Source organism: Cohnella sp. CFH 77786 (genome assembly GCF_019400745.1).
Taxonomy (GTDB): Bacteria; Bacillota; Bacilli; order Paenibacillales; family Paenibacillaceae; genus Cohnella.
In genome coordinates this window covers 471,814-488,366 of the sequence record NZ_WJIB01000001.1, presented here as the reverse complement: position 1 = coordinate 488,366, position 16,553 = coordinate 471,814, and the positions used below count along the sequence as shown (strand labels likewise).

Here is a 16,553-nt window from a genome sequence, read left to right as displayed (position 1 = left end):
ATGAACCTCGCGGATCGACTGAACGAAGACATGAAACAAGCGATGAAGTCCGGAGATAAGTTCCGGCTTTCGACCATCCGCCTGGTTCGCGCTTCGATCAAGAACCAAGAGATTGAGCTGCGCCGTCCGCTGAACGACGACGAGATGATCCAAGTCGTCAGCCGGGAACTGAAGCAGCGCCGGGATTCCCTTCAGGATTTTCAGAAAGCGGGTCGCGAGGACCTCGTTGCCAACGTCTCCGCCGAGATCGAGATCATCAGCCAGTACCTTCCACAGCAGCTGACCGAAGAAGAAATCAAAGAAATCGTATTGCAGACCATGCAAGAAACCGGTGCTTCTTCCAAATCAGATCTGGGAAAGTTGATGGGCGCACTGATGCCTAAGGTCAAAGGACGTGCCGATGGCAAGCTTGTCAACCAATTGGTCCAGCAGCTTCTTACCTGAACGTATTCCTATCGAAAGCAAGCACTCCTCTCGCGGGGGGTGCTTTTTGCGTCTGCGGGGCGGAGGCCGAAACCAAGGCGGCAGGGTTCGCGTAGTACATCATAATCTTTATGAACATAGCGGGGAGAGTTTGTGCGGGGAGAGTTTGCTCTTGCAAACTCCCTATTAGACGTCAAACTCCCTATTGGAGGAGGAATCCGATTGCTGGCGGGCAGGAGGAAATACGGAAGGATGCTGCTTTTCCTCTTGGTATTGGGGTTGTCCGTCCTGGGGACGGACCCAACGGGAGCCGCGGCGGTTTCCGGAAACGCGGGCGCGTCAATCACGGCCGCCGGGGCGAATGGGACGGAGGCGGCCCGAACGGGTCCCGTCTATGTCATCCCGGTCAAAATGACGGTGCAAAGCGGGCTTGCCTCGTTCCTGGACCGGGCGCTTACGGAAGCGGAAGACGCCGGTGCTTCGCTTGCGGTGCTTGATATCGACACGCCAGGCGGCAGATTGGATACCGCCGAAGAGATCGGCCTGCGGATTCGCAACGCCAAAGTGCCCACGGTCGCCTTCGTCAGCGGCAAGGCGGCGTCCGCGGGGGCTTATCTGTCTCTGAACGCAGGGGATATCGCCATGGCTCCGGGATCGACGATCGGGGCGGCCATGATCGTCGATCAGACGGGCGAAGCCGTGCAGAGTCCGAAGATCGTAGGGCATTGGACGTCCGAAATGATCGCCGCCGCGGAACTGAACGACCGGAATCCGGACATTGCCGCGGCCATGGTGGATCCCGGTTTGGTCGTGGAGCTTAGGGAGCTGGGCAAGACCAAGGAGAGAGGCCAAATTCTGTCGCTTTCCGCGGAAGAAGCCTTGAAGGTCGGGTATTCCGAACGGACGGCCAAGACGGTATCCGACGTCATCGCCTGGAAGGGATTGTCCGGTCGGTCGGTCGTGGAGATGAAGCCTACGTTCTCGGAACGGGTGTCCCAATGGCTGACCCAGCCTGGAGTGTCGACGCTGCTGATGATTGTCGGGATCGCGGGCGTCGCGATCGAGCTTCTGGTGCCCGGCTTCGGGATTCCCGGCATCGTCGGACTGCTGGCTTTCGGGCTTTATTTCTTCGGCCAGTCCGTCGCGGGGTTCGCGGGGATGGAATCGATCGTCTTCTTCATCGCGGGCATCGTCCTGCTCATTCTGGAGATGTTCATCCCCAGCTTCGGAATCTTGGGCATCCTCGGCGTCGCCGGCCTGATCTACGGCATCGCGGGTGCGGCATATGACACCGGGCATGCGGTGCGCTCGCTCGGCATCGCCGCTTTCGTTGCCGTCTTCATCGTGGCCGTCTTCGCTTACGTGTTCCGCAAACGCGGAATATGGAACCGATTCATACTCCGCGATCGGCTGACGACCGAGCAAGGGTACGTTCCGAATGCCCCGAGGGACGAATGGCTCGATCAGCGGGGCGTATCCCTGTCCGCGCTGCGCCCGGCCGGAGTGGCGGACATCGGCGGTCGAAGGATGGACGTCGTCACGTCGGGAGAGTTCGTCGAACCGGGGAGACCGGTACGCGTAACCGCGGTCGACGGGACCCGGATCGTGGTGAAGGAGATCGAGCCGGAGGAATAGAAAAGATAGTAAGGATTGTTAATAACGAAACCGGAGGGTTAACATGGACGCGAACATTCAATTGCTCGTCATCATCGCGCTTGCCGTGATCGCATTGTCGGTATTTCTGAGCTTTTTCCCTTTCATGCTGTGGATTTCGGCGCTTGCTTCGGGCGTCCGCATCGGCATCATCACGCTCGTGGCGATGCGGCTGCGGCGGGTCGTACCCAGCCGGATCGTGAATCCCATGATCAAGGCAACGAAGGCAGGGCTGGGCCTTACGATCAATCAGCTGGAAAGCCACTTTCTGGCCGGCGGCAACGTGGACCGCGTCGTCAATTCGCTGATCGCCGCGCAGCGGGCGAACATTCCGCTCGTGTTCGAAAGGGCGGCCGCGATCGATTTGGCGGGCCGCGACGTGCTCCAAGCCGTCCAAATGAGCGTCAACCCGCGCGTCATCGAGACCCCGATCGTGTCGGCGGTGGCCAAGGACGGCATTGAAGTGAAGGTCAAAGCGCGCGTGACGGTGCGGGCGAACATCGACCGGCTCGTCGGCGGCGCGGGCGAAGAGACGATCATCGCGCGGGTCGGGGAAGGCATCGTCACCACGGTCGGTTCGTCGAACTCGCACAAGGACGTGCTCGAGAATCCCGATTTGATTTCTCGGACCGTTTTGAACAAAGGGCTTGACGCCGGCACCGCTTTCGAAATCCTGTCGATCGATATCGCCGACGTCGACGTGGGCAAGAATATCGGCGCCCATCTGCAGACGGAGCAGGCGGAGGCGGACAAGCGGATCGCGCAGGCGAAGGCGGAAGAGCGCCGGGCCATGGCCGTCGCGCAGGAGCAGGAAATGAAGGCGCGCGTCGTGGAGATGCGGGCCAAAGTGGTCGAGGCCGAATCCGAGGTGCCGCTCGCGATGGCGGAAGCGCTGAAGGGCGGCAAGCTCGGCGTCATGGATTACATGAACCTCAAAAATATCGAGGCCGATACGCAAATGCGGGGCTCCATCGGCAAACAAGGCGACGTGCGCGGAGACGGCGAGGAGAGAAAGTAAAGCCGGGATAAGGATAGCGGCAGACAGAATCATGGGAGCTGTCGACCGGGCGATGGCGTTTCGCCGGCCGTCCGCTCGAGAAAGGAGGGTGAAGGGTGGAAGAGCTGATCTCCTTCCTGTTGAAAAATTTTTATATCGTGATCATCATCGTCGGTTTGATCTACACGATGTTTATACGCAAGTCGCCGCTGGAGAAACCGCCGGCGAACCGTCCGGCATCGCGCCCGGGCAACCGGATGCCGGATTTCGGGGGCTCCCCGATGTTTCCGCCGAAGCCCCGGAGTGAGGACGGCCGGCCCGCCGACCGCCGCGGCGCGCAGCCGGTGGAACGCAGGGAACCGCGATCGGTAGAGCGAACGGATCCAAGGCCGGAATTCCGGGAAGCCGGACGGCCGGGGGAAAGCAAGGAGACACGGCCGGATTACCGCGTCGGCCGGCCGGTCGAATACGGGGATCCGCAGCCGGAATATGGCGCTCCTTCGCGGAAGTCCGAAAATACGAATCCACAGCCCGAATACGGAGAACCCGCTCGTCCGATTCACCGGCTTCCCGCGGCCGAGTCCGATTCATCCGCGGCTGCCGGCAAGCCGTCAAGGCAGGGAACTGCTGCTGCTGGCTTGGCATCGACTGCCGGCCTGGCTGCCGTTCCCTCGCCCGCGCTAACCGTAATCGATGAGGGGTCCGACGTTCTGACCCGCGAGGATTTGACCCGAGCGATCGTGTGGGCCGAAATTCTCGGCCCACCACGTTCCCGCCGGCCTTTCCGCAAAGTTTAACCACTCCTCAACCTGTCGCATCGACTGCGGCAGGTTGATCGATCTTTCGGCAGAATTCCGCATTCCCGCGATTGTCTCCCATCGGCCACCGCTGCCCTGCCCCCTACCAACCCGTTACCTGTCACCAGCCAACCGAGAATGGAACCACCGCTAAGGACCAACCGCCAACCGCCAACCACCAATCGCCAACCACCAATCGCCAACCACCAATCGCCAACCGCCAACCGCCAACCGCCAACCGCCAAGGACTAACCCCGCCCCGCTACCACTTTTTTCGGGTGCGAGGATTGGCTAAATGTAAAAATACATTTAGTTTCAAGAAAACGGCCTCTTATTAGAAACTAGGAGTAAAAATGCAATTAGTTTGTCGAATGAACCACGATTTTGACTAATAACTGAGCAACTAACTGTATTTTGGCCTTTAGGTACCGGAAATTAGCGAGAAACTTAGAGTACGAAAGGTATTTTTACATTTAGATGATTACTGCTAAGAAGATTTTGAGCCGCGAGGAAACGCCCGAGAGTTGCATGTGTCTTTGGTAATCCTGAGCGACAGGGGATACGTCCAAATGTTCATTGCGTATGGTACTCCTGAGCGACGGGGATACGTGCAAATGTTCATTGCGTATGGTCCTCCTGAGCGACGGGGATACGTGCGAGTTTTGCTTGTAATGATGGCGAAGCTGTGCGACTGGGATACCCCAAGTGAGAGGGTCAAGGTTACGCCATCGCGAAAATCCGTCAACCGGGCCAAACGGGCTAAACGGCCAATCGTCCAGCAGGCGATTTCCTGAGCCTTCGGAATAGTGGTCCTAATCACCCGATCGTAAGAGGAGGTTCTATCCAGCCCCGCACCTTCACCCCTGAGCTCCCCCAGCCCATTCGAACGCTCCTCCTTCCAAACGCGCACGCGTTTCTCCCAAACTCTCCTTTCGCCAACATGACGCTCGCCGGCTTGCCAGCCGCCGCTTCATATTCGGGCGCACCCCCGCATATGTTTTACCGTACGGGAGGAGGACCGCCTCATGCCGCGAGTCAGCCGGAAGCTGCGCAAATGGACCGCCGCCATTCTCGACCTGCCGCAGGACGTGGCGCTGGATCTTCCCCGCGTTACGATGATCGGCGGAATCCAGCTCACGGTGGAAAATCATCGCGGGGTCATCCATTTCTCTCCCCAGTCGCTCCGATTGGCCATGGAACGAGGGGAGATGGAAGTGTCCGGAGAAGATTTGGTCATCCGCAACATCGGCGCGGAAGAAGTATTCGTCGAAGGACGCATATTGGGCGTCTCGCTTCACCCGAAAGGCAAATCTTCCGGGTGAGGCCAAGCCGGGGACAAGCCCGGCGTTTGCGGGACAAGCCCGGTTCGGGGGAGAGGGCGGTAAACATGAAAGGGACATGGGTCGCCGCGATACGCGGATATGTATGGGTCAAACTGATCGGAGGGGATGCGCGCGCGTTCCTCAACGCGGCGGTCTCCGAGCGGATCGCGTTATGGAATATCGCCTACTCAAGAGAGGGCGAGTTGACGTTCGGCGTGACCGTGCCGGATTTTTTTCGGCTGCGTCCGTTGCTGAAGCGGTCCGGAGCGAGGACGAGAATCCTCCAGAAGCGGGGACTGCCGTTCCAAGCCGCCCGTTTGGCGCGCCGGAAAACGTTCGCGGCGGGCATGCTTGCCTTTGCCGCGCTGTTGTTCGTGTTGTCCACTTTCGTGTGGCAGGTGAAGGTTGCAGGGGAGAGCGCCATCCCGGAAAACGTCGTTCTTCAAGCCGCCCGCCAGGAAGGGGTATTTCCTTTCCAATGGTCGCTGAAGATGAAAGACACCGCCGTGCTGGCCCGCCGGATGGCGGCAAGGCTGCCGGATGCGGCCTGGGTCGGCGTGGAGAAGAAAGGAACGACGGTGATCATCACGGTCGTGGATTCGACGAAACCGGAAGCAAAACCGCTCGTGGGTCCGAGCGATATCATCGCCAAAGCCGACGCGGTCGTGACGAGGATCGTGGCCGAGAGCGGCCGGCCTCTCGTCGAGCGTAACGAGCGGGTGAAGAGGGGGCAGGTTCTCGTCTCGGGCTGGCTGGGCGAAGGCGAGCTTCGCAAGGCCGTCGTTTCCAAGGGAACGGTAAGAGGATTGGTCTGGCACGAGATGCGGATCGTCTCGCCCCTCGTTCGCGAGCAGAAAACGTTAACCGGAGCCTCCAAGGAACGCAGCTATTGGGTCGTCGGCAACCGGGCTTTGCAAATTTCCGGATACGGCGGGGAGCCTTTCGCGGAATCGCGCACCGGCTCCGCGATCTACCCGTGGAAAATCCTCTCCTGGACGCTGCCTTTCGGCATCATGAAAGAGAAGGAGCTGGAGGTCCGCACGGTCCGGGACGAACTGACGGAGGATCAGGCCAAGGAAGCGGGACTTCGGCAAGCCCGCGAGGAGCTGCTGGCGAAATGCGGCCCGGATGCTCGCATTACGTCGGAAAACATTTTGCATGAACATAAGGAGAATGGTAAAGTGATGATGACCGTACTTTTCGAGGTCGATCAATCGATCGGCGTCGAGCGGCCCATCGTACAATCGCCTGCAGGGTAGGGGGAATGAGGCTTTTTGACCGAGTTGAAGCATACCGCAACGATCCCGCTGGGCAATGCGGCGGAGGGGCTGGCGTTATTCGGTCCGCAGGACAAGTTCCTGCGCCTGATCGAGAGGGAAACGGAATCGACCATCCACTCGCGTGAAGCCGAAATCGTCGTCGAGGGTCCGCATCAGGACGTGCGTTCCCTGGAACAACTGTTTGAGACGCTGCTCCAATTGATCCGAGGCGGCTTGCAGTTAAACGAACGCGACGTCCGCTACGCGCTCGAGCTCGCGCGCGACATGAAAGCGGACCAGCTCCTGTCGCTGTTCAAAGGCGAAATCACGACTACGTACCGCGGCAAGCCGGTCGTTCCCAAGACGCTCGGCCAGCGGCACTACGTCACGACCATACGCAAGAAAGACATCGTGTTCGGCATCGGTCCCGCCGGCACGGGCAAAACCTATCTGGCCGTCGTCTGCGCCGTCGCGGCGCTCAAGGAAGGCCGGGTGAAGCGGATCGTGCTGACCCGCCCGGCGGTGGAAGCGGGGGAAAGCCTGGGCTTCCTTCCCGGCGACCTTCAAGAGAAGGTCGACCCCTATCTTCGTCCGCTGTACGACGCGCTGAACGACGTGCTCGGCGCCGACGGCGTCGCCAAGGCGCTGGAGCGCGGAATGATCGAGATCGCACCGCTCGCCTACATGAGGGGCCGGACGCTCGACGATTCTTTCATCATCCTCGACGAAGCGCAGAACACGACGCCCGAACAGATGAAGATGTTCCTGACCCGGCTCGGGTTCGGTTCCCATATGGTCATCACCGGAGACGTGACGCAAATCGACTTGCCCAAAGGCAAAAAATCGGGCTTGATCGAAGCGCAGCGGATTTTGCGCGACATCGAGGAGATCGGCATCGTCTATTTCTCCGAACAGGACGTCGTGCGGCACGCTCTCGTGCAGAAAATCATTATGGCGTACAACAGGGATCTGGATCAGCAGCCATAAGGAAGGAGAATGCCGGATGAGTCGGAACCGAAGCGGCCCGTCGGGCAACCGTCTGACCTTGCAGCGGGCAGGGTGGAAGCAGAGCGTATGGATACGCTGGCTCCTGCTCCTGCTTTTTGTGTTTTTATTTTACATCAGCATGGCCTCCCGGTTCGTTCCGGAAACGTACAACATTTCGCTGGGAGGCGTCAGCGAGCGGGACATCAAGGCGCCTCACCAATACACGGACGAGAAAGCGACGCTGGAAGCGCAGGAGAAGGCGGCCGAAGACGTCGCTCCGATCTTCTCCATCGTGGCTCTTCGCAACGAAACGCTGCTGGACCAAATTTTCGCCCGCATCGAGCAATTGAATCAGGACGACCAGATAACCGAAGCGAACAAAGTCGACATTTACCGCCGGGAAATCCCGGACCTCGTGAACCGTTACATCGACGCTTTCGTTATCGCCAACACCGGCTCGGCCGCTTATTCAGACACCTTGCTCGAGGAGATGCGCAAGGTGATCGCTTCGCAGCTGTATAAGGTTCCCGAGGAGACGTTCTATAAGCTGCCGAGGCTCACGGTCGACCAGATCGCGGAAATGAAAACCGTAGGCCGCGACGTCGTCCGCAAGCTGACCCGCGAACCGCTCACGGAAGCCGAGACCGGACGCACCAAAGTGGCCGAGCTCGTCAACGCCAGTTCCCTTTCGCTCAAGACCGAGCGGGAAACGGTGCAGGAATTGGCGCGTCTCGTCATTCTTCCCAATAAGTTCTATGACAAGCAGGCGACGGAGGACGCCAAGGTTGAGGCGAAACGCAATACGCCTCCTGTCCTGATCAAGCAAGGAGACGTCATCGTCAAGGCCGGTCAAGTCATTACGCAAGACATCTACGACCGTCTCGTGGCCATGGAATTGCTCAAGGAGCGCAAGACGTACTGGCCGCAGCTCGGCGTGCTGCTGCTATCGGTCCTGTTCACGCTCGGCATTTACGGATACGGCGCGATGACCGCGCCGGCCGACGTTTCCCGGGAGCGGACCAACGCGCAGTGGCTGATGCTGCTTCTCATTTTCGGCCTTAATATCCTGATGATGCATTTGGTCGCCTTAACGCATTCCGAACAATGGCCGTTCATCGGCTATTTGGCCCCCGTCGCGCTCGGAAGCATGCTGGTCACGCTGCTCATGGACCTGAATATGGGCCTGGTGAGCGCTTTCGTGTTCACGATGCTCGCCAGCGTGGTGCTGAACGTGCGGCAGGACAACCTGTTCGATTTCCATTACGGCTTCGTGGCCGCCGTCGTTTCTTTCACCGCAGCGCTTTCGATCCATCGGGCCAGTCAGCGTTCCGCGATTCTGAAGGCCGGCATCATGGTCAGCCTGTTCGGCTCGGTCGCGGTGCTCGCGATCGGCCTGATCGCCGAGGAACCGGAGCGGATCCGGCTGGTGCAATCGGTCGGCTTCATGTTCGCCAGCGGACTGCTCGCCGCCGTCCTCGTTATCGGCCTTATGCCTTTCTTCGAGATCACGTTCGGCATCCTGTCCGATTTGAAGCTCGTCGAGCTGTCCAACCCGAACCATCCGCTTCTGCGAAAACTGCTTACGGAGACTCCGGGCACGTATCACCACAGCCTGATGGTGGGCAACCTTTCGGAAGCGGCCGCCGAAGCCGTAGGCGCTAACGGACTCCTGTGCCGGGTCGGCTCGTTCTACCATGACGTGGGCAAAACGAAAAGGCCGCTCTATTTCATCGAGAACCAGAACGGCGGGGACAATCCCCACGACCGGCTCGAGCCCAAGGTGAGCGCTTCGATCATCATCGCGCATGCCCGGGAAGGCGGGCAATTGCTCAAAGAGCACAAGCTGCCCAAGCCGATCCGCGACATCGCCGAGCAGCACCACGGCACGACGTTCCTGAAATATTTTTATTACAAAGCCGTTAAGCAGGCCAAAGACCAAGGGGTCGATTGCGAGTATACCGAAGACGATTTCCGTTACCCGGGTCCGAAGGCGCAATCCAAAGAAGCCGCGATCGTGGGCATTGCGGATTGCGTGGAGGCCGCAGTCCGCTCGCTGAACCATCCGACGGTCGAACAGATCGAGGGCATCATCGGCAAAATCATCAAGGACCGGCTGGACGACAATCAATTCAACGAATGCGATTTGACCCTTCGGGAACTGGACCGCATCGCCGTGTCGCTTAAGGAAACGGTAATCGGCACCTTCCACTCGCGGATCGAATATCCCGACGACAAAGACTTGAAGCCGAGAGAGCATAAGGAGCCAAAGGAGAAGCTGTCATGACACTAAGCCTGGAATGGATCGATGAACGGGAAGGCGGCGCGGGTCCGAAAGAAGAAGCCTGGATGGAGCTGCTCGAGCGGCTGCTGAATATGGCGGGGGAAGCAGAGGGCGTCGATGACGGCATCGTAACGGTGACGCTGACGGACGACGAGGGGATCCGCGAATTGAACCGGCAGTTCCGCGGCTTGGACAAGCCGACGGACGTGCTTTCCTTTTCGTTGGTGGAAACGGTGGGCGAAGAGCCGTTGGTGCGTTTCGACGAGGAATACGAGGGGACCGATGGGGAAAGCGGAGCGTGGGAGGACGAAACGGACGCCGGGGATCCGTTCTCCGACATGCTCGGCGATATCGTGATCTCCGTGCCGCGCGCCGAAGCGCAAGCCGCCGAGTACGGCCACAGCTTCGAACGGGAGCTGGGTTTCCTGTTCGTGCACGGCTTCCTTCATCTGCTCGGCTATGACCACGATAACGAAGAGCGGGAACGGGAAATGTTCTCCAAACAGGAAGACGTGCTCGCGAAGGCGGGGCTGACGCGGTGAACCGTCCGCGTACTCCCTGGATCGTTTCGTTCGGGTTTGCCCTTAGGGGAATCGCATACGCGATCCGCAACGAGAGGAACATGAGGTTTCACGTGGCCGCCGCGGCGGTCGTCGCGGCCGCGGGCTTATGGCTCCGCGTGGGGCTGTCGGATTGGCTTTGGCTGGGCGCCGCCGCGGCCGGCGTATGGACCGCAGAGCTGATCAATACGGCGGTGGAACGGACGGTCGATTTGGCGACAAGGGCCGAGCACCCGCTGGCGAAAGCCGCGAAGGACGCGGCGGCCGGCGCCGTGCTCGTCGCCTCGCTGTTCGCGGCCGCCGCCGGATCGGCCGTATTGGGGCCGCCGCTATGGCGGACGATATTCGGATAGGACGAGAGGGGAACCGGAAGATGACGGGACAGAGGCAATGGGATCCGATCCGGCTGCTGGAGGCAGCCAAGGAAGTGTACGCGAAAGCGTACGTTCCTTATTCGAATTTCCGCGTCGGCGCCGTGTTCATGGACGCCGACGGACATCTGCACGCGGGCTGCAACGTGGAGAACGCGGCTTACAGCCCGACGAACTGCGCCGAACGGACGGCTTTGTTCAGGGCCATCGCGGACGGCCGGCAGCCGGGCGAGTTCCAAGTCGCGGCGGTAATCGGGGACACGGACTCGCCGATTACCCCTTGCGGCGTCTGCCGCCAAGTGATGGCGGAGCTGTGCCGGCCCGACATGCCCGTCGTGATGGGCAACCTGCGCGGGGATTATCGCATCACAACCGTGGAAGAGCTGCTGCCCGGAGCATTCACCAACCGGGACTTGCGAAAATGAGGAGCGAAACGGAATGAAAGAGGGCTTCAAATCCGGCTTCGTGGCGATCGTAGGAAGGCCGAACGTAGGCAAGTCCACGCTGATGAACCAGGTAATCGGCCAGAAAATCGCCATCATGTCGGACAAGCCGCAAACGACGAGAAACAAAATCCACGGCGTCTACACGACGGAAGACATGCAGATCGTGTTCCTGGACACGCCGGGCATCCATAAGCCGTTCTCCAAACTCGGGGATTACATGGTCAAAGCGGCCATCAGCGCGCTGGAGGAAGTGGACGCTGTGCTGTTTCTGATCGACGTTACGGAAGAGCTCGGGGGCGGCGACCGCTTCATCATCGAACGCCTGAAGAACGTCAGTACGCCGGTGTTCCTGGTGCTCAACAAAATCGACAAGGTGCATCCGGAAGCGCTGCTGCCGATCATCGAGACATACCGCAAGCTGCATGATTTCGCGGAAATCGTGCCCGTATCGGCGCTGCAAGGCAACAACGTGAACGCGCTTCTGGAGCAGGTGGGCAAATATTTGGATGAGGGCCCGATGTATTACCCGGCCGACCAGGTGACCGACCATCCGGAGCAGTTCGTGTGCGCCGAGCTGATCCGCGAGAAAATCCTCCAGCTTACCCGCGAGGAAGTGCCCCACTCGATCGCGGTCGAAATCGAAAGCATGGGAACGGGCGATAACGGGGTCGTGAACGTCGGCGCCGTCATTTACGTGGAGCGGGATTCGCAAAAAGGGATCGTGATCGGCAAACAAGGGGCGCTGCTGCGGGAAATCGGCAAGCTGGCCCGCGAGGACATGGAACGGCTGCTCGGCTCCAAAATCTTCTTGGAGCTGTGGGTCAAGGTGAAAAAAGACTGGCGCAACCGCGAGTCGGTGCTCAAATCGCTCGGATTCCGGCACGAATAAGCGGTTTCCGGCTGCGGCCGAGGCGGATACCCGGCGCGCGGCGGGACATCCTAAAACGGGTAAGAGCATGTCATTTCCGCCCGGAGAGGATGAAGCGCTGTGCGGGATTTCACTTGGCACGTGTTTACGAAAACCGGAGATATTGAAGCCTATTTGCTGTACAAGGAAATGGATGCGCTCGGGTCCGCCGACACGCCGCCTTCCGAAATCCCGGAGGAGGGAACCGGCGGTGCCCCGGAGGAGGCGGTGCCGCCGTAACGGCGGTATCGCGGGAGACGTATGAGGGGTACTGCGGCCGAGGGAGCCGTGGGGAGAGGTTGATCGATGCTCTATCGGGTGGAAGGAATCGTCATCCGCAGCACGGACTACGGGGAAGGCAACAAGATCGTGACCTTGTTGACGGAATCGCACGGCAAGCAGGGACTCGTCGTCCGGGGGGCTCGCAAGCCCAAAAGCCGGTACGGCGCGCTGGCGCAATTGTTTACATACGGGGAATATTCGTTCTATAAATCCGGCTCGCTCGGGACGCTCAACAGCGGCGAAATCATCGAACCTTTTCGCGAGCTGAGGGAAGGCTTGGAAGGGCCGGCTTACGCCGCGTACGCGGCGGAGCTCACGGACCGGGCGGTCGGGGAAGAGGATGCCGGAGCTTATCTGTTCCGCCAGCTGAAGGCATGCCTGACCGGTCTGGCGGAAGGCAAGGATCCAGCCGTGCTCCTGAGGGTTTATGAAATGAAAATCGCCGGGGCGTCCGGCTATTTGCCGGCGCTGGACGAATGCGCGGGCTGCGGAAGGACGGAAGGGGATTTCCGCTTCAGTCCGGCCGTCGGAGGAGCCCTCTGCCCAACGTGCCGGCACCGCGACCCGGGGGCGCTCGAGCTCGACGAGGCGGTCTGGAAGCTGCTGCGGCTGTTCGTTGGGCTCGATCTTGCGAGGCTCGGGAACATCGCGCTCAAGGAGAGTTCCAAGCGGCAGCTACAGCTGGCCTTGCGCCGCTGGATGGACACTCACCTCGGCTTAAACCTCAAATCCCGTCAATTTCTCGATCAGCTGGAGCGGCACGGCGAACTGCTCGGCCGGCCGCCGGAGTCCGGAGTCCGGGAAAACCGCGGGTTTGACAATCCCGATCCGGTTGGATAGAATGGCATCAATAAGGTTCTCGATGAAGGAGAAAGTAGCCGGTTACCGTCGGCAGCCAAGCGAGCCGGGGAGAGTGCGAGCCCGGACGGACGGACCGGGCGAAGGGCGCTCCGGAGAGGCGATTTCGGAAAAAGCGGGTTTCGGGCCGTTCACGGATCCGGGACCAAGTAGGGTGGAACCGCGGGAATGAAGCTCCCGTCCCTACGTCTGCGCGCGCGGACGTAGAGACGGGAGCTTTTTGGTGATTCAGAAAGTATAAAATTCGCTATACTTTTCTGAATCACCTCGATAAACCGTCTATCCGTCCGATCAGGACGGCGTAGCCGTTTTACTTGGCCATTCGGGAAGTTTGCTATTGCTCCCGTACGGCGCGCCCCCTGCCGAGCTTGATCCGATTTTCTTTTCGGGAGCCCTCAAAGCCAAGAAGGAGAGATCTGAACCATGAATTTCCAGCAAATGACGTTGACGCTCCAGCAGTTCTGGGCGGAGCAAAACTGCATCGTCGTGCAGCCGTACGACACGGAGAAAGGCGCGGGCACGCTGAATCCCATGACCTTCCTTCGTTCGATCGGCCCTGAGCCTTGGAACGTGGCGTACGTGGAGCCGTCCCGACGCCCCGCGGACGGGCGGTATGGGGAGAACCCGAACCGGCTGTACCAGCATCATCAATTCCAGGTGATCATGAAGCCGTCCCCGGACAATATTCAGGAAATCTATCTCGAAAGCCTGAAGCGGCTGGGCATCGACCCCCGCCATCACGATATCCGCTTCGTCGAAGACAATTGGGAGCATCCGGGCTTGGGAGCTTGGGGACTCGGATGGGAGGTATGGCTGGACGGCATGGAAGTGACCCAGTTCACGTATTTCCAGCAGGTCGGCGGCATCGACTGCCACCCCGTGTCGGTCGAAATCACGTACGGCATGGAGAGGCTGGCGTCCTACATCCAGGCGAAGGAGAACGTGTTCGACCTGGAGTGGGTCGACGGCATCACGTACGGAGACGTTTTCCGCCAGCAGGAGTACGAGCATTCCAAATACACGTTCGAGGTATCGGACGTGCCGATGCTGTTCCAGTTATTTTCGACGTACGAAACGGAATCCAAACGGGCCATGGAGCAAAATCTCGTGTATCCCGCTTACGATTACGCGCTCAAATGCTCGCATACGTTTAACCTGCTCGATGCGCGCGGCGCCATCAGCGTAACGGAACGGACGGGCTATATCACCCGGGTGCGCAACCTGTCGCGGCAAGTGGCCGCGACGTACTTGCAGGAGCGGGAACGGCTCGGATTCCCCCTGCTCAAGAAAGGAGCTGACCAACATGCCTAAGGATCTTCTTCTTGAAATCGGGCTGGAGGAAGTGCCCGCCCGTTTCGTCCGCGCGGCCATGGAGCAGCTCAAGGACAAGGCCGAGAAATGGCTTCAGTCCAGCCGGCTCGCCTATGAAGAGGTGCGCGCCTACGCGACCCCCCGGCGGCTGGCCGTGCTCGCGGTCGGGGTGGCCGACCGCCAGGAGGACGTGAACGAAGAGGTCAAAGGACCGGCCCGCAAAATCGCGCTGGACGAGAACGGCGTCTGGACCAAAGCCGCCCGCGGATTCTCCAGAAGCAACGGCGTCGAGCCGGAGGCCCTGATCTTCAAGGAGCTCGGCGGCGTCGAATATGTGTACGCGAATAAGAGCAGCAAGGGCGTCGAAACCGCCGCGCTGCTTCCCGAAGCGCTTACGGCCCTGGTCACCTCCCTTACGTTTCCGAAGAGCATGCGGTGGGGCAGCTACGAGCTCCGTTACGTACGCCCGATCCGCTGGCTGGTCGCGCTGCACGGAACGGAAGTCGTGCCGCTGGAAATCGCGGGCGTCGCTTCCGGGCGAATCACGCGGGGACATCGATTCCTCGGCGGCGAGACGGAAATCCGGGAACCGCAAGATTACGTGGAGCGCTTGAGAGAGCAGCACGTGCTGGCCGACGTGGCGGAACGGGAAGCCGCGATCGTGCAAGGAATCCGGAAGCTGTCTGAAGACAAGGACTGGCAGATCGCGGTGAAGGACGACCTGCTCGAGGAAGTGCTTTTCCTCGTCGAAACGCCGACCGTGCTGACGGGTTCCTTCGATCCTTCGTTCCTCGACATCCCTCAGGAAGTGCTGATCACTTCGATGCGCGAGCATCAGCGGTATTTTCCGGTTCTCAACCGGGAAGGCAAGCTGCAGCCCTACTTCGTGACCGTGCGGAACGGGGACTCGCTGTCCCTTGACGTCGTTTCCCGCGGCAACGAGAAGGTGCTGCGGGCCCGCTTGTCCGATGCGAAGTTCTTCTATGAGGAAGATAAGAAGCTGGCGATTCCCGACGCGCTGGCGAAGCTGGAGAACATCGTCTATCACGAGGAGCTGGGTACGGTGGCCGACAAGGTGCGCCGGATGCGCGCCGTAGCCGACCGGTTGGCAGATCGGCTGGCGGCGGACGATGCGGTCAAGGCGGACGTGAGCCGCACGGCGGACATCTGCAAATTCGACCTGGTTTCCCAGATGGTTTATGAGTTCCCGGAGCTGCAGGGAATCATGGGCGAAGATTACGCCCGCAAGGCCGGCGAGCGGGAAGCCGTCGCCCGGGCCATCAACGAGCACTACTCGCCGCGCAACGCGGGGGATCGCCCTCCGGCTTCCCCGGTCGGAGCCATCGTCGGCATCGCCGATAAAATCGACACGATCGCCGGCTGCTTCTCCATCGGCATCGTGCCGACGGGCTCACAGGATCCCTACGCGCTGCGGCGGCAAGCGGCAGGAATCGTGTCCACGCTCTTGGAGCATGAGTTCGAACTTCCGCTGGCGGAGCTGTTCGACATCGCTCTCGACGTTCTGGCGGCTCGCGGCCTGAAACGGGACATCGCGGGGATCCGCAAGGACATGCAGGAGTTTTTCGCGCTGCGCGTGAAAAACGTGTTGACCGAGCAAGGCATCCGCTACGACGTAATCGATGCCGTGCTGGGTACCGGCGCGGCCGGCGACGTCCGGAAGACGCTGCTGCGGGCCCACGCCCTTCAGAAGCAAACCGCCGAAGACCGCAAGGAAGCGTTCCGACCCGTGGCCGAAGCGATCAACCGGGTCTGCAACCTGGCGGCCAAGTCGGACTCGCGGCGTGTCGATCCGGCGCTATTCTCCGATCCGTCGGAAGGCGAATTGCACGTCGCTTGGCGGAACGTACACGGCAAGTACGCTGCGGCGATCGCGGAAGCGCGCATGGACGACGCCTTGTCCGCGCTGTCGGAACTGAGCGCGCCGATTGCCCGTTATTTCGAGGCGGTCATGGTCATGGCGGAAGACGAAGCGGTGCGAGCGAACCGGCTGTCCTTGCTCGGCCTGATCGCGGACGACGTCAAATCGTTCGCGGACTTCTCGAAGCTGGCGGGATAACCGCGGCTTCGGACCGGGAGGG

At 60.4% G+C, this 16,553-nt stretch carries 16 protein-coding genes; all 16 read left to right on the top strand.

Annotated features, from left to right (window positions below; all coding sequences use genetic code 11):
* The 16 genes from GE107_RS02310 (at position 1) to glyS (ending at position 16,531) form a co-directional block, all read left to right on the top strand.
* Positions 1-444 carry a GatB/YqeY domain-containing protein gene (locus GE107_RS02310; protein ID WP_219637843.1) on the top strand — a complete coding sequence of 148 codons (444 nt, stop codon included), beginning with the start codon at positions 1-3 and terminating at the stop codon, positions 442-444.
* A 201-nt stretch (positions 445-645) separates the two neighbouring features.
* A complete protein-coding gene (locus tag GE107_RS02305; protein ID WP_255570094.1) occupies positions 646-2,058 on the top strand; it encodes an NfeD family protein in 1,413 nt (470 codons plus the stop codon).
* A 43-nt stretch (positions 2,059-2,101) separates the two neighbouring features.
* The gene (floA, locus tag GE107_RS02300; protein ID WP_219637842.1) at positions 2,102-3,094 is read left to right on the top strand and encodes a flotillin-like protein FloA; all 993 of its coding nucleotides are present in this window, start codon (positions 2,102-2,104) and stop codon (positions 3,092-3,094) included.
* A gap of 95 nt (positions 3,095-3,189) precedes the next feature.
* Positions 3,190-3,870 (top strand): hypothetical protein, encoded by a 681-nt coding sequence (locus tag GE107_RS02295; protein WP_219637841.1) that lies wholly within the window; start codon positions 3,190-3,192, stop codon positions 3,868-3,870.
* A gap of 1,025 nt (positions 3,871-4,895) precedes the next feature.
* A complete protein-coding gene (gene yqfC, locus GE107_RS02290; protein WP_219637840.1) occupies positions 4,896-5,192 on the top strand; it encodes a sporulation protein YqfC in 297 nt (98 codons plus the stop codon).
* Between the two features lie 65 nt (positions 5,193-5,257).
* Positions 5,258-6,451, top strand: coding sequence for a sporulation protein YqfD (gene yqfD, locus GE107_RS02285; protein ID WP_219637839.1), 1,194 nt, complete (start codon positions 5,258-5,260; stop codon positions 6,449-6,451).
* Between the two features lie 15 nt (positions 6,452-6,466).
* Positions 6,467-7,438: a PhoH family protein gene (locus GE107_RS02280; RefSeq protein ID WP_219637838.1), complete on the top strand. Its 972-nt coding sequence runs from the start codon at positions 6,467-6,469 to the stop codon at positions 7,436-7,438.
* 16 nt (positions 7,439-7,454) lie between these two features.
* The gene (locus GE107_RS02275) at positions 7,455-9,722 is read left to right on the top strand and encodes an HD family phosphohydrolase (RefSeq protein WP_219637837.1); all 2,268 of its coding nucleotides are present in this window, start codon (positions 7,455-7,457) and stop codon (positions 9,720-9,722) included.
* Complete coding sequence (gene ybeY / locus GE107_RS02270; RefSeq protein ID WP_219637836.1) at positions 9,719-10,261, top strand: rRNA maturation RNase YbeY; 543 nt, start codon at positions 9,719-9,721, stop codon at positions 10,259-10,261. Before GE107_RS02275 ends, ybeY begins: the two co-directional genes overlap by 4 nt.
* Positions 10,258-10,632, top strand: a complete 375-nt coding sequence (locus GE107_RS02265) for a diacylglycerol kinase family protein (RefSeq protein WP_219637835.1) — start codon at positions 10,258-10,260, stop codon at positions 10,630-10,632. The genes ybeY and GE107_RS02265 overlap by 4 nt, the downstream gene beginning before the upstream one ends.
* Before the next feature lie 20 nt (positions 10,633-10,652).
* Positions 10,653-11,075 (top strand): cytidine deaminase, encoded by a 423-nt coding sequence (gene cdd, locus GE107_RS02260; RefSeq protein ID WP_219637834.1) that lies wholly within the window; start codon positions 10,653-10,655, stop codon positions 11,073-11,075.
* Between the two features lie 13 nt (positions 11,076-11,088).
* A complete protein-coding gene (era, locus tag GE107_RS02255) occupies positions 11,089-11,985 on the top strand; it encodes a GTPase Era (RefSeq protein WP_219637833.1) in 897 nt (298 codons plus the stop codon).
* A gap of 99 nt (positions 11,986-12,084) precedes the next feature.
* Positions 12,085-12,243 (top strand): YqzL family protein, encoded by a 159-nt coding sequence (locus tag GE107_RS02250; protein WP_219637832.1) that lies wholly within the window; start codon positions 12,085-12,087, stop codon positions 12,241-12,243.
* A gap of 66 nt (positions 12,244-12,309) precedes the next feature.
* Positions 12,310-13,125 (top strand): DNA repair protein RecO, encoded by an 816-nt coding sequence (recO, locus tag GE107_RS02245; protein ID WP_219637831.1) that lies wholly within the window; start codon positions 12,310-12,312, stop codon positions 13,123-13,125.
* 441 nt (positions 13,126-13,566) lie between these two features.
* Positions 13,567-14,454 carry a glycine--tRNA ligase subunit alpha gene (gene glyQ, locus GE107_RS02240; RefSeq protein ID WP_219637830.1) on the top strand — a complete coding sequence of 296 codons (888 nt, stop codon included), beginning with the start codon at positions 13,567-13,569 and terminating at the stop codon, positions 14,452-14,454.
* Entirely contained in the window at positions 14,447-16,531 is a 2,085-nt protein-coding gene (gene glyS, locus GE107_RS02235) for a glycine--tRNA ligase subunit beta (RefSeq protein WP_219637829.1), read from the top strand. The genes glyQ and glyS overlap by 8 nt, the downstream gene beginning before the upstream one ends.
* The last annotated feature ends 22 nt before the right edge of the window (positions 16,532-16,553 follow it).